We start from the raw sequence: 14357 nt of genomic DNA, 5'->3' as shown, positions 1-14357 counted from the left end.
GTTGAAGATGCTAAAATACAAGAGTTAATATGAAAGTGGAAAATGAACAAATTAAGGGAGGAATCCTGAAAACTACTGTTTTTTACGGTAGTTCTGAATACTAAAGAGGAGGTGGATGTCATAGATAAGATATTAGTGGCGTTAGGTTGCGCAATAGTCGGAATAATAGTAGGTTATTTTGTTAGAAGAAATATATCTGAAGCTAAAGTAGGTCAGGCCGAAACTAGAGCTAAAGAAATTATAGATAAAGCAAACCATGATTCTGAAACAGTAAGAAAAGAAAAACTATTAGAAGCTAAAGAAGAAATTCACAAATTGCGTACAGAAGCAGAAAAAGAAAACAGAGAAAGAAGAAACGAAGTACAGAAGTACGAAAGAAGAGTTTTACAGAAAGAAGAAAACCTTGATAAAAAAACATCTGAACTTGAGTCAAAAGAAGCAAATCTTAGAGACAAAGTAAAAGCATTAGACAAAAAAGAGGAAGAAGTAGAAATTATAAAGCACAAACAGCTTGAAAAACTTGAAAGTATTTCAGGAATAAGTTCAGAAAAGGCTAAAGAAATTATACTTACAAATGCTGAAAGAGATGTTAGACGTGAGATGTCTATAATGATAAAAGAAGTAGAATCTCAGGCAAAAGACGAAGCAGAAAAGAAAGCAAGAGAAATAATAGGATATGCTATACAGAAATGTGCAGCAGATCACGTTGCCGAAACAACTGTTACAGTTGTAAATCTTCCAAATGACGAAATGAAAGGAAGAATAATCGGTAGAGAAGGTAGAAACATAAGAACACTTGAAACATTAACAGGAATAGATCTAATAATAGATGATACTCCTGAAGCAGTTATACTTTCTGGATTTGACCCTATAAGAAGAGAAGTAGCTAGAATAGCTCTTGAAAAACTTATAGCAGATGGTAGAATACATCCAGCAAGAATAGAAGAAATGGTAGAAAAAGCTAGAAAAGAAGTTGATAATATAATAAAAGAATATGGAGAACAGGCAGCATTTGAAACAGGTGTACATGGACTTCATCCAGAACTTATAAAACTTCTTGGTAGATTAAACTACAGAACTAGTTATGGCCAGAATGTTCTTAAACATTCTATAGAAGTTGCTCATATAGCTGGTATAATGGCATCTGAATTAGGTGTAGACGTTAAATTAGCTAAGAGAGCCGGTCTTCTTCATGACATAGGTAAATCTGTTGACCATGAAATGGAAGGTACTCATGTTGAAATAGGTATGGACTTATTAAGAAGATACAAAGAATCTAAAGAAGTTATACATGCTATGTCAACTCACCACGGAGATTACGAACCACAGACTATAGAAGCTGTATTAGTTACAGCTGCAGATGCTATATCAGCAGCTAGACCTGGTGCTAGACGTGAAACTCTAGAAGCATATATTAAGAGACTTGAAAAACTTGAAGAGATAGCCAATTCTTATGAAGGTGTAGAAAAATCATTTGCAATACAAGCTGGTAGAGAAATAAGAATAATGGTAAAACCAGAAGAAGTTAGCGATGAAGAATTACATCTATTAGCTAGGGATATGACTAAGAAGATAGAAGAAGGACTTGAATATCCAGGCCAGATAAAAGTAAGCATAATAAGAGAAACTAGAGCAATAGAATATGCAAAATAATGAATTAAAAAGCTATCTCGTATGAGATAGCTTTTTATGTATAAAATATAAATTTAATAGCTATAAAAAAAGGGAATAGAGATATATATGTTTAAATATATAATAGAGAATATAAGGGGGGAGATTTAATGAACTATTACGAAAATATAAATTCGCAATTAGAGGCCCTGAAGCTTAAAGAAATAGAAAAAACATTTTATGAAAAGATAAAAAATGAGGGAAAAATAATTCCTAAAGTTATACCTTTTAAAGGTGTAAATACTGACATGCTTTACATAAAAGATAATAAAGTTTTATTTCTTAAGTTTATGAATACTACTGATGAGTTATTCTCTATATTGGATGAAGAACTTTTAGAGATAATGAGCGAAGAATACGACTTATTAAAAATAAAAATGCAGCAAAATCACAATCAGATATCATACGACTATATGTTTGTAATGCCTTATGTAAGCATAGACGATGTATATGAGTACGGTGACTTTGTAAAGAATAATATAATCGACAAAGAAGGATTTGAAGCGCTTATGAACGATGAAAAATCTTTAGATGATTATATGAAGGACGAAAATGATGAGATAATTTTAAACTTATTCCTATTTGATGTTTGCTCTGAATATTACATTTTAGACAGCAAACTTCATCTCAATAAGGATTTTAAAAAGATTTCTTTCTTTAGTAATGAATATGAGTATACAGCAGCTGTTATGGAAAATAGCCAGATTGTAGAAGCTGATTCAATACATTATGGAACAACTCTTTACAATGGTGCGTCAGGGACGGGAAAAACGGCTCTAATGCTTAGTAGAGCTATAAAGCTATCAAAGATATACCCACACCATAAATTCCTTATAATAACGGAAAATAAACAGTCTAGTAGTGATTTAAGAGAGAAACTAGAGGTACTTTGCAATGATGTATCAAATCTAGAAGTTCATACATTTAGCTCATTTGTATTTAAGTTAGCTAGAATGTATAATCTAGTATTTGATTATGGAATGCTAAAAAAAGACTACGAAAAAACATTTGAAAATCTGATAAAACAGGCAAAAAATGTTATAAAAAATAAAAGAATGTTTAAAGGTATTTTTATAGACGAGGCTGAAAACTTCAGCGAAGAACAGATAAAATTCTTAGAAGAATTTTTATACAAGACAAAACATATTTTCAATATATTTAACTGTAAAGCTACAAATCTTACAAATAATATGAATATATTCAAAAATAAATACGAAAATATACATATAGATAAAATTGTAGATTTAAAGAAAAATTATAGACAGACAGGAAGTCTTGTAGATTTTTCTAATAAGCTTGGACAGAATACGGATAATTATTATAAGGAGATAAGACCGGATATTAAGAGAAATGTATTCTTGGAATCAGAGCCAGTTAGAGAGCTTGGAAAGAATCAGGTAGCACTTATCAAGGTGAGCGACTTAGATGACCAGATAAGCTCAGTTATTTGGGAAATAGAGTACTTTGTAAATAAAAAAGGTTTGGATTATTCTGATATAGCTATAATATATCCGTTCAATAAAAAGAGACTGAAAAATGGAAAAACAATCTACTTCCAGTATATGATTAAAAAAGCATTAGACGATGCTGGAATAGAGGTTATAGTATCTGATGAAAATCTTACTAGTTTAAGTAGGAAAAATGGTGTAACAATATCAAATATATATACTGTAAAGAGCTTAGAGTTTAAGGCTGTTATAATATGTGAATTAGAAATGCTTTATAATCAGAAGATAGCAGATACAACTCAAGATTATCAGGTAAATGACTTTGCAGGAGATATAAATAAGGTTTATCATGCTGTAAATAGAGCAACTGACTACGTAAGCTTTGTAACTACATTTAGCGAGGATACAAGCGATATTATCAAAGTGATAAATGATACTGTCGAAAGTGAAAAGATAATAAATATGTAAAAGAAAAGGGACTTTATAATGACAATATTATTGTCAAAATAAAAGTCCCTTTATTTTTATTTAACAAGTCCAAAGTATAGTAGAACGATTATACCAAGAACTATTCTATAGTATCCGAAAGCTTTGAAGTCGTGTTTTTTGATATAATCCATAAAGAATTTTATGACTATAACAGAAACTACAAATGCCACAACAGATCCAACACCTAATACTAACCATTCGAATCCTGAGAATACAAATCCTGCTTTTAATAGTTTTAGTAAACTAGCACCAAGCATTGTAGGTATTGCTAAGAAGAATGAGAATTCTGCAGCAACGTATCTAGATGCACCAAGTAGAGTTGCACCGATTATTGTTGAACCAGATCTAGATGTACCTGGTATAAGTGCTAGACACTGGAATAGACCTATTCCTAGAGCTAACTTAAAAGAAACCTGAGAGAAGTCTGAAACAGCTGGTTTCTTATTTCTATTTTCTATAACTATCATTATAACCCCGTAGATTATAAGAGCTAGTGCAACAGTAGTGGAGTTGAAGAATAGACGGTCTATATCTTCTTCAAATAAAATCCCTATTATACCTGATGGTATAACTGCTACGATTACCTTTGCCCATAGGCTTAGAGTTTCTTTCTTTTCAACCTTGCTCTTGCTAGAGTCAAAAGGATTTAATTTTTTGAAGAATATTAGTAAAACTGCTAAAATTGAACCAAACTGTATAACTACAAGGAATGTACTTATAAATGTCGGTGAAAAATTAAGCTTTACAAATTCATCAACAAGTATCATGTGTCCAGTACTACTTACAGGAAGCCATTCAGTTATACCTTGAACAATCCCAAGTAGGACGGCTTTAAGAATTTCTATCAAAATTGTTACCTCCTAAAATTCAAATTTAAGTGTATTTGCAATATAGCCTTTAACAATGCTACACCTAAAATATAATATCATAATGCAAGAAAGTTAACAAGTAAGACTTAATAAATTAAATCTAAAGAAATCATAAAAAAAGAAGGATAATAAATATCCTTCTTTTAAATATATTAAATTTTATTATTTGTTTAATTTAACGTAAGCTTCAAGACCTTCTTTAAGTATTTTAGCTGCTTTTCTTAAATCTTCTTCTTTTAAGATGTAAGCAAGTCTTATTTCGTCTCTTCCTAGTCCTGGAGTAGCGTAGAATCCTTCTGCTGGAGTAGCCATTACTGTTTCATTGTCAACTCTGAATTCAGTAAGCATCCATTTAACGAAATCTTCTGCGTTGTCTACTGGAAGTTTAGCAACTACGTAGAATGCACCAGTTGGTTTTTCACATATAACTCCATCAACTTTCATTAATTCAGAATAAAGAACATCTCTTCTTTTTCTGTATTCATCGTTAACTTCTTTGAAGTAAGATACTGGAGTTTTGTAAAGTTCAACTGCACCTATCTGTTCTAATGTTGGAACACAAAGTCTTCCCTGGCAAAGTTTCATTATCTGAGCTATAAGTTCTTTGTTTTTAGATGCTATAGATCCTATTCTAGCACCACAAGCACTATATCTCTTAGAAACTGAGTCTATTATTATAACTCTGTCTTCAACCTGTTTTAAGTTACCGAAGCTTGTATATTCTAATCCATCATATACGAATTCTCTGTAAACTTCATCAGATATTATCCATAAGTCTTTTTCTATAGCTATTTCAGCTATCATTTCTAATTCTTCTTTGCTGTATATAGCACCAGTTGGGTTACCTGGGTTTGAAAGAAGTATAGCTTTTACTTTATCATCTATTTTAGAAAGTATTTCTTCTTTAGATGGCAAGTGGAATCCGTTTTCAGCTTTAGTTGTTATTGGAGCAACTCCAACGTTTACACACTGTCCAAATCCATTGTAGTTAGTATAGAATGGTTCTGGTATTAAAAGTTTGTCTCCTGGATCGCAAGTAGCCATCATAGCGAATAATAATGCTTCAGATCCACCATTAGTTATAAGAAGTTCGTCTTTGTCAAAGTGCATATCGTAAGTTTTGTAGTAATCCTGAAGAGCTTCTATAAGTTCTGGTATACCCTGAGATACAGCATATTCTAATACTTCATCGTCGAAGTTTTTAACTGCATCGAAGAATCCTCTTGGAGTTTTTATGTCTGGCTGTCCTATATTAAGGTGATAAACTTTAACACCGTCAGCTTTTGCAGCTGTTGCAAAAGGAACTAGCTTTCTTATTGGTGATGCCTGCATAGCAGTAACTCTGTTTGAAAAATTATTCATTTATAAGTACCCCCTAAAATAATCTCTATGACACATTATTTCAACTTAAAATTAATAATGTGCAATATAATTAAAGATATATTAAATATTGTGTAGCTTTTTAAAAAGCTTTTCCTCTTACATAATAACATATACAATTGAAAAAAACACCCTATTTATTCAAAATTTATTGACAAATATATAATTAACAAAAAATAACTAATTTTCAGAAAATAAAACTTTTTATATGACTTTTTCACATAGAAAAGACAAATTTTTATAAAAATCTGATATAATAAAACTAATAAATTTCACAAAAGAAAAATTGAATTTATAAATTTTATTTTAAAAAAGAATTGTGCTAGGAGGTGCCGACTTGAAGAAAGAACTAAGAGTTGATCCTACAAATAATGATATTATAATATTTGCAAGAGAAAGAGCATCTAGACCTCTAGATAATGTCAAAAAAAACATGCCTATGGATGAGGATGATATAATAAAAGAATATGAAGAAAACTGTCCTTTCTGTAGGGGTAATGAACATCAAACTGATGATTCAACTGAGGAAATATTTATAGATGGAAAATGGGTTGCAAAAGCTATTAAAAATAAATATCCAATAGTTGATATGAATTCAGATGAGGTGTTTGGAGTTCACGAGGTAATAATAGAAAGTTATAGACACAATGCCAACTTTTTCAATATGTCTGAAGAAGAATTCAAAACAATGTTTAAATTATATGTAAGTAGGTATAAATATTTAATGAATCAAAAAGGCATAGAATATGTAAATTTATTTAAAAACTTTTTGAGAAAATCTGGTGCATCCTTAATGCATCCTCATGCCCAGATAACAGCTTTATCAATTATACCTACAGAAATACATAAGGAATTGTTAGTAGCACATGATTATTATGGATGGGAAAATACGAATCTATACGAAGATATTATAAAAGAAGAAAAAGAATATAAAGAAAGACTTGTTTATTCTGGAACAAGATTTATAGCTATAATACCTTCTGCTAGTAAGAACCCAAGTGAAGTTAGAATAATTTTTAACAAAGGTGTGAAATTTGAGGACTTGGATTCTTTAGATATAGATGAATTATCATATGCTTTTAAGGGTATTTTTGCCAATTATAAAAAAATGTTTGGTATAATGCCTTTTAATATATGGGTACACTCACATCCTAATGGAATAGAAACTAAGGAATATTTTAACTTACATATACACATATTCCCTAGAAAATTTAATTATGGTGGCTTTGAATTGAGCACAGGTATGTATGTAAGCTCTTATCCACCAGAAGATATAGCAAAACAAATGAGGATCGAAGAAGAATAAAATTGATTGGAGAGAAGTAATGAAATTTATATCATGGAATGTAAATGGTCTTAGAGCCTGTGTAACAAAAGGATTTATGGACTTTTTTAATGAAGTAGATGCAGATATATTCTGCTTACAGGAAACTAAGCTGCAGGAAGGGCAGATAGATTTAAATCCTGAAGGATATGAGTCTTATTGGAACTATGCAGATAAAAAAGGATATTCTGGTACGGCTATATTTACTAAGAAAAAACCTCTATCAGTAGCATATGGAATAGGAATAGATGAACACGACCACGAAGGTAGAGTAATAACATTAGAGTTTGAAGACTTCTATTTTGTAACAGTGTATACTCCTAATTCTCAGACCGAGTTAAAAAGATTAGAGTATAGAATGAGATGGGAAGATGACTTTAGAGCATATCTAAAAAATCTAGATTCTAAAAAGCCAGTAGTTATGTGTGGTGATTTAAACGTAGCACACAAAGAAATAGACTTAAAAAATCCAAAGACTAATAGAAAAAATGCTGGATTTACAGATGAAGAAAGAAATAAATTTACTGAGTTCTTAGAAAGTGGATTTATAGATACGTTTAGATATTTCTATCCAGATGTTGAAGGAATGTATTCTTGGTGGTCTTACAGATTTAATGCAAGAAAGAACAATGCAGGATGGCGTATTGACTACTTCTGTACATCAGAAAGCATGAAAGATAGATTAGTAAGTGCAAAAATACACAATGAAGTACTAGGATCTGATCATTGTCCAGTAGAATTAGTTATAGAATAAATGTACGTTATATAACGAACGATAAAACAAAATAAAATAAAAAAGAGATAGGTCTTGACTACCTGTCTCTTTTTTTGTGTCTTTTTAATCTTCTCTTTAAATTACGTCTTCTCAATATCTCTTCATCGCTTATATTGTTTTTTATAAATTGCACCATACTAAGAATTTTCTTCTCATCTTTAGATAGATTTCTATTTAATACTTTGGAAAAATCATCACATTCTTTTAGAAAAATATCCTCATCTAGTGGATCTAAGCCAAAAGATGAGCTATCTGACAAATTTGTATATATGTATATATTAGGTTTGATAGCTTTAGGATTTATAGATGCAAAAACCTTAGCAGTATAATAAGCATCATTTAAAGCGTTGTGGTATGCGACAGTATCCTCAAGATTAAGGGCAATTACAGCATTTTCAAGGCCTATAGACTGAGCAGTTGTGTGATTTATAAAATCAGATGCATAGTACTGCACATCTATGTATGATTTTGGAAGAGATAAATCTGGAAGATTGTGGTATTTTATATTTCTATAAAGCTCTCTTAAATCACTTTTTCCCCATACGCAAAATATTGGATCGTCACTTGATACAAATTCCGTAAATTTTTTAAAGGCCTCTTTAAATGTAGGAGCATTTTCTAAATCCTCCATACTTATTCCCGTAATTTTAGCCACATAAGGATGCATAGATGTATAAAGACAAGGCTTTATAAAAGTATCAAAGGCTGCAATTATATTAAAATTACTATCTAATTTGACAGCACCTAGCTGAATAATTTCGAAGGGGCATGCATTATCAGAAAAAGTCTTATTAGTCTTTTTATTAAAGCCCTGATTAAACTCTAGGTCAAATACTATATATTCCATCATAACCTCCATAAAATAATGAAATTAATATAAATAGTATAATACAAAAAACGAAATCAGTAAATCAATAAAATATTTGTATTGGAAATAAAAAAATAGACTATATTTATCGAAAAAAATATTGTGTGAAAACGTTGAATTGTCAAAAAATATTTGCAGAGAATCTTTATATGGTATATAATAAGAAAATAAAAAACACGAATATTTTTTTTATCAAGATAAAAAAAGTACAGAAAACCATAAAAAACACTTTAAAGAAAAGAGGGCATACTATGGAAAAAGAACTACTATATACAATAGAAAAAGACGAGCATACAAAAGAAGATATCAAAAGAATACTTGAGGAAAATCCTAATATAAAATTTGTATCGTTAATGGGGGTTGACCTAGGTGGAAATGCGACTGATGAAAAAATACCAGTTAAATTTTTACTTGATGATATAGATGATTTCTTAGCTTCAGCAGTACAGACTGATGGTTCAAGTGTTGAGCTTTACAATATAGCTACTTTAAATAATGCAAAAGTCGATCTTATGCCAGACAGAGATTGTAGATGGTATGTAGACTATAATATGGAATTTATAGATGATGAAACTGGATTACCTGTAGGTACATTAAAAATACCGGCATTCTTAATACATGATAATAAAAAAGTATGCTCAAGAGGGATACTTCAGAAAGCAGACAAATATTTTAAAGAATCTTTAATGGATATATTCAGAACTTATCCAAAAGTTCTAGAAAACTTAGGAATAGATTCAGCTGATGATATAGAGGAAGTTGGTCTTACTGCAGCAACAGAGCTTGAATTCTGGGTAAATACACCTGAAGATAAAGCAGACCTTGAAAAACTATATGTATCTCAGAGTTTAAAAGAACAGTACTGGAAAAGAACTCACGGCGTTATAAGAACTTGTCTAGAAGAATCGCTAATAATACTTGGAAAAATGGGAATAGACCCAGAAATGGCTCATAAAGAAGTTGGTGGGATACCAAGTTCTATAAGTATAGAAGGTAAGACTAATCACGCTATGGAACAGCTAGAAATATCATGGAAATTCTCTACACCACTACAGGCAGCTGATAACGAGCTACTAGTTAGAGATGTTGTAGAAGATGTATTTACCGCTCATGGGCTAGAAGTTACATTTAAAGCTAAACCAATAGACGGTGTTGCAGGAAATGGTGGACATACTCATTTTGGTGTTAGTGTATTATTAAAAGATGGAAGTAGAAAAAATGTATTTGCGCCAGTAGATATGAAAAATGATTATTTAAGTATAGCAGGATACGGAGCACTTATGGGTATGCTTTATAATTATGAAGTTATAAATCCATTTGTAACATCATCAATAGATGGATTCAACAGACTAGTGCCTGGATTTGAAGCTCCTATATGTATAGTAACTTCTTTAGGACATACTTATGAACAGCCTTCAAGAAATAGATCAGTTTTAGTAGGTTTAATAAGAGATATGAGAAACCCTAAAACATTAAGATTTGAGCTTAGATCTCCAAACCCATTATCAAATAAATATCTTGTTATAGCAGCAGGGTATCAGGCGATGATAGAAGGTATAAGAGCTGCGGCAGAAAGTGGATTTGGTCCAAAAGAATTAGAAAAAGAATTATCTAAACAGCCAGGTGAAGAAGGATTCTACCTAGAAAAAGATAGAGCATACAGAGATGAGCACGATATATTTGAGTACTACAGTGAAGAAGAAAGAAGAAAAAGATTCGGAAATCCTCCAGCTACAGTATTTGAAAATATGAAGAATATAGAAAAATTCTCATATAAATTAAAATGCTTAAAACAGGGAAATGTATTTACAGATGCAGTAATACAGTCATTCAAAGTTGGTGCTATAGATAAATGGCAGAAAAAATTAAAAACAAGATTAATAGAGCAGAATATAACTAGAATAAGAGCTCTTAAAAAACTTCATACACCAGAAAATATGGATGCAATAGATGAAGTTATATGGAAATCAATATCTGATATGAAATATGATTTAATGAAGGATACTCTTACAAAAGAGTCTTTATTTACTAGAGTTAGAAATGCTGTAGATAATAAAGAATATGCAGAAGCATCAAGACTTCAGTTAGAAATGAAAAAGAAAATGAACGATATAGAACAGCTATATCTAAAATATAAAAAGAATATATATTAATATTTAAAAAGGTTGTTGCAAATTTGTAACAACCTTTTTTACACAAAAAAAGACTGCATGAAACAGTCTCTTTTGTCTATTTATTACCTTGGTATTTTTCCAATAGTTTTTCCAAATAAAGGGCTATATTTTCAGGATATATCGTCTGTCTAAATTGTTCTATATTGTGATTCATAAATGATAGTATAGAATTAGATTTACCAGAGGCTATATTTTTTAACATCTCTCTTAAATCTTTTTCATCGCTGTACATAAGCCCAATGCCTTTATCTATAATAAACTTACCATTTTCTATTTCCTGACCAAGTCTTGGTATTTTTACCATAAGAGGAGTCTTTGTGTATATAGCTTCAAAAAGAGTTGCTCCACCAGGTTTTGTCATCATTAAATCGTGGCTTTTTAAAAGTTCATCCATATTATTTACATAACCTAAAACCTTTATATTTTGTAGAGGTTCTTTTTCAGTTAGATTGTCATAAAGCTTTTTATTTGTACCAGTGACTATAGTGACTTCTAAGGATTTTCCTTCATCTGTTGAGATAAATTCGTCAATCCATCTCATAAAATCTTCAGATATATCAAATAATCCACGTCCACCACCAAGTATTATTATTCTATATTTTCCTGGGAAATGTTCTTTATTTTCAACTCTAAACTTACTGCTTATAGGAACACCTACAACTTCAACCTTATCTGGAGAAATGCCTCTCTGCATAAATCTATTTTTTATTTCTATTGATGGAACAAAGTAAAGCTCTGTATTCTCAAAAATCCACTCCATACTATCCACAACATCTGTAATTACTGTGGCAGCAGGTATAAAGTATCCATCATCAGAATTTCTAAAGTTGTTTACACATGCTGCGGCAAGAGGAAATGTAGATATTATAAGGTCTGGATTTAAATCCTCTATAAACTTAGATAACTTTGGTGTATAAACTTTATGAGCTATATCGTATTTTGAAGAAAAGGACTTCTTTAAATAATAATAGCAATTATAAAGTTCTGGTGTATACTTTGTGTTATTTTCATAAAATTTTACCATAGGTTTATTTAGCTTCGGAACACTTGCATCTATGAAGTTTCTTATAACTATATTTACATTTTCTTCATCTTTTAAAATAGCATCTTTTATAGCATTAGCAGCACTTACATGTCCAGCACCAAAGCCAGCAGTAAGAATAAGTATTGTTTTACCTGAAAGAATAGACAAGTTATCACTCCTAACCTCAAAAATATTATCTTAATGTTTTATCTCTTTCAAAAACTTTTGCTCCTAGTTTTGTTAAATCCTGTAAATAGTATTCAAACATAACTCCATCATTTCTGCTTATATCAAAATTAGAAGTATATTCGATTGCATTAGTAACAAAATCTACAGCTGTATTTACCGCAAATTCAAAATCAAATCCACCGGTAATCATACCGCTGACTATAGATGCAAAAATATCACCTGTACCACTGTAAGATGATTTTAAATAATCTTTTGAAATAAATGTTTTTTTGCTTGTATCTCTATCGTATACGAAGTTTGTTATTGTTTTTTTATTATCTTCATGAATTCCAGTGATTACAACTTTTGAAGGACCCATTTCAGATATTTGTTTTGCTATATCTTCAATATCATCTCTTGTAAGAGTATCGTACTCACTAGATTTTCCAGTAAGAAGACATGCCTCTGTTATATTAGGTGTAGTTAAATCTGCAAGTTTAACAAGTTCTTTTATCTCATGAATTATTTTTTCTGAGAAAACAGAGTATATCTGTCCTTCATCTCCCATAACAGGATCGACAACAATAAATGCATCCGGATTTTTAGAAATAAATTCTATTACAAGATCTATTTGCTCAATAGATCCTAAAAATCCGCTGTAAATTGTATCAAAAGAAAGATTTAATTTTTTCCATGTATCTGTATAGTTTTTCATTTCAGAAGTGAAATCCAAAAATGTAAAGTGTGGATATCCTGTCTGAGATGAAAGGATTGCTGTTGGAAGAGGGCAGCATTGTACTCCTAAAGCTGAAATTATAGGTATAGCAACAGTAAGTGAACATTTACCTATACCTGAAAGATCGTTGATTGCTGCAATTTTTTTCTGCATTTTATCCTCCTAAAATATTTTTTACTTAACAAGAATAATTTTATCATACTATAGAAAGCTTTGAAATTAAAATTTAAAGACAAATGCAAATGTATGGATACAGTAAAAAAAGTTAAATACATTAAAAATCAGAAAATAAATAATATTTGACATAAAAGTACATTATATGTTAATATTAGATATAGGCTTATTTAGTTGATATATATTTGAAATTTATTTTATAATATTGTTAAATGGATATAATTAAATAGCTTAAGTGTTTTAGTTCTAGGAGGATTTACTAATTATGAAAACTGGTGTAGTAAAATGGTTTAACAACGAAAAAGGATTTGGATTTATATCTGTAGAAGGAGAAGATGATGTATTCGTACATTTCTCAGCTATACAGACTGAAGGATACAAATCATTAGAAGAAGGACAGAAAGTTGAATTTGAAGTAGTAGATGGTGCAAAAGGACCTCAGGCTGCTAATGTAGTTAAATTATAATAATAATTTGGATTATGAATAAATTCATATAGATGAGTTCGATATTCTAGAAAAGGGAACTACTTTGTAGTTTCCTTTTTTATTGCAAAAAATTATAATTATATGTTTTTTAGAATATTTTAATAAGTAAAATTAAATGACAATAAATTAATACAAAAATTATAGATAATGTGATAGAATATATATGACTGTATAGACTGAAAAAAACGATTTTAGTTAAGAAAATAAAGTCATACTATAATTTATAAGATTAAAGGTTTAAGTTGGGAAATGATTGGAAGGAGAGGGTATTATGAACGTATTGTTCTTTTTAACTCCAAAAACTGATGTAGCATATGTATCAGAAGATGATTCATTAAGACAAGTAATGGAAAAAATGGATTATTATAAATACTCTGCAGTACCTATATTAGGTGAAGATGGAAAATATAAGGGCACTATAACAGAGGGAGATTTACTTTGGAAGATAAAGCAGGATGGAAAATTTGATATTAAAGAAATGGAAGATATATCTGTTATGAGTATAGACAGAAGGGTAGAGAATATAACTGTAAACATCAATAAAAATATAGAAGAGCTTGTTCTTAAATTGATGGATCAGAACTTTATCCCAGTAGTCGATGATGATGATGTATTTATAGGTATAGTAAAAAGAAGAGATATAATAGAATATTTCTTTAATAGAGATATAAAAAATCATGAATTTGAAGAGATAGAAATATAGATAAATATAAAATAGAGCTTTTAGAGGCTCTATTTTTTATGCAAAATTATAAATGATATAAAAAATT

The 14357-nt window shown here is 30.1% G+C and carries 12 protein-coding genes; 7 read left to right on the top strand and 5 right to left on the bottom strand.

Features of this window, described 5'->3' with window-relative positions:
- Positions 1–111 precede the first annotated feature (111 nt).
- Together rny and DWX74_RS00340 are read left to right on the top strand one after the other, a co-directional pair.
- Positions 112–1653, top strand: coding sequence for a ribonuclease Y (gene rny, locus DWX74_RS00345; protein WP_118548075.1), 1542 nt, complete (start codon positions 112–114; stop codon positions 1651–1653).
- A 128-nt stretch (positions 1654–1781) separates the two neighbouring features.
- On the top strand, positions 1782–3587 hold the full coding sequence (locus DWX74_RS00340) for an AAA family ATPase (protein WP_118548073.1): 1806 nt from the start codon (positions 1782–1784) through the stop codon (positions 3585–3587).
- 56 nt (positions 3588–3643) lie between these two features.
- Here DWX74_RS00340 and DWX74_RS00335 read toward each other — a convergent pair whose 3' ends face one another.
- Positions 3644–4456 (bottom strand): undecaprenyl-diphosphate phosphatase, encoded by an 813-nt coding sequence (locus DWX74_RS00335; protein WP_118548071.1) that lies wholly within the window; start codon positions 4454–4456, stop codon positions 3644–3646.
- A gap of 183 nt (positions 4457–4639) precedes the next feature.
- Positions 4640–5839 carry a pyridoxal phosphate-dependent aminotransferase gene (locus DWX74_RS00330; RefSeq protein ID WP_118548069.1) on the bottom strand — a complete coding sequence of 400 codons (1200 nt, stop codon included), beginning with the start codon at positions 5837–5839 and terminating at the stop codon, positions 4640–4642.
- A gap of 355 nt (positions 5840–6194) precedes the next feature.
- On the opposite strand from DWX74_RS00330, the gene DWX74_RS00325 reads away from it, so the two are divergent.
- A complete protein-coding gene (locus tag DWX74_RS00325) occupies positions 6195–7163 on the top strand; it encodes a galactose-1-phosphate uridylyltransferase (RefSeq protein ID WP_243411944.1) in 969 nt (322 codons plus the stop codon).
- Positions 7164–7182: 19 nt separating this feature from the next.
- A complete protein-coding gene (locus DWX74_RS00320; protein WP_118548065.1) occupies positions 7183–7935 on the top strand; it encodes an exodeoxyribonuclease III in 753 nt (250 codons plus the stop codon).
- Positions 7936–7993: 58 nt separating this feature from the next.
- On the opposite strand, the gene DWX74_RS00315 is transcribed toward DWX74_RS00320, so the two are convergent.
- A complete protein-coding gene (locus DWX74_RS00315; RefSeq protein ID WP_243411943.1) occupies positions 7994–8806 on the bottom strand; it encodes a 3'-5' exonuclease in 813 nt (270 codons plus the stop codon).
- A 269-nt stretch (positions 8807–9075) separates the two neighbouring features.
- Here DWX74_RS00315 and DWX74_RS00310 point away from each other — a divergent pair, with 269 nt between their 5' ends.
- Positions 9076–10977, top strand: coding sequence for a glutamine synthetase (locus DWX74_RS00310; protein WP_118548061.1), 1902 nt, complete (start codon positions 9076–9078; stop codon positions 10975–10977).
- 76 nt (positions 10978–11053) lie between these two features.
- On the opposite strand, the gene DWX74_RS00305 is transcribed toward DWX74_RS00310, so the two are convergent.
- Positions 11054–12190 (bottom strand): MGDG synthase family glycosyltransferase, encoded by a 1137-nt coding sequence (locus DWX74_RS00305; RefSeq protein WP_118548059.1) that lies wholly within the window; start codon positions 12188–12190, stop codon positions 11054–11056.
- 25 nt (positions 12191–12215) lie between these two features.
- Entirely contained in the window at positions 12216–13079 is an 864-nt protein-coding gene (locus DWX74_RS00300; RefSeq protein ID WP_118548057.1) for a pyridoxamine kinase, read from the bottom strand.
- Positions 13080–13365: 286 nt separating this feature from the next.
- Here DWX74_RS00300 and DWX74_RS00295 point away from each other — a divergent pair, with 286 nt between their 5' ends.
- The gene (locus DWX74_RS00295) at positions 13366–13566 is read left to right on the top strand and encodes a cold-shock protein (protein ID WP_006440166.1); all 201 of its coding nucleotides are present in this window, start codon (positions 13366–13368) and stop codon (positions 13564–13566) included.
- 292 nt (positions 13567–13858) lie between these two features.
- The gene (locus DWX74_RS00290; protein WP_199647488.1) at positions 13859–14290 is read left to right on the top strand and encodes a CBS domain-containing protein; all 432 of its coding nucleotides are present in this window, start codon (positions 13859–13861) and stop codon (positions 14288–14290) included.
- Positions 14291–14357 lie beyond the last annotated feature (67 nt).

Origin of the sequence: Peptoclostridium sp. AF21-18 (assembly GCF_003478825.1) — a bacterium.
Lineage (GTDB): Bacteria > Bacillota > Clostridia > Peptostreptococcales > Peptostreptococcaceae > Peptacetobacter.
The sequence above is the reverse complement of the archived record's forward strand: the minus strand, read 5'-3'. Positions and strand labels throughout refer to the sequence as shown.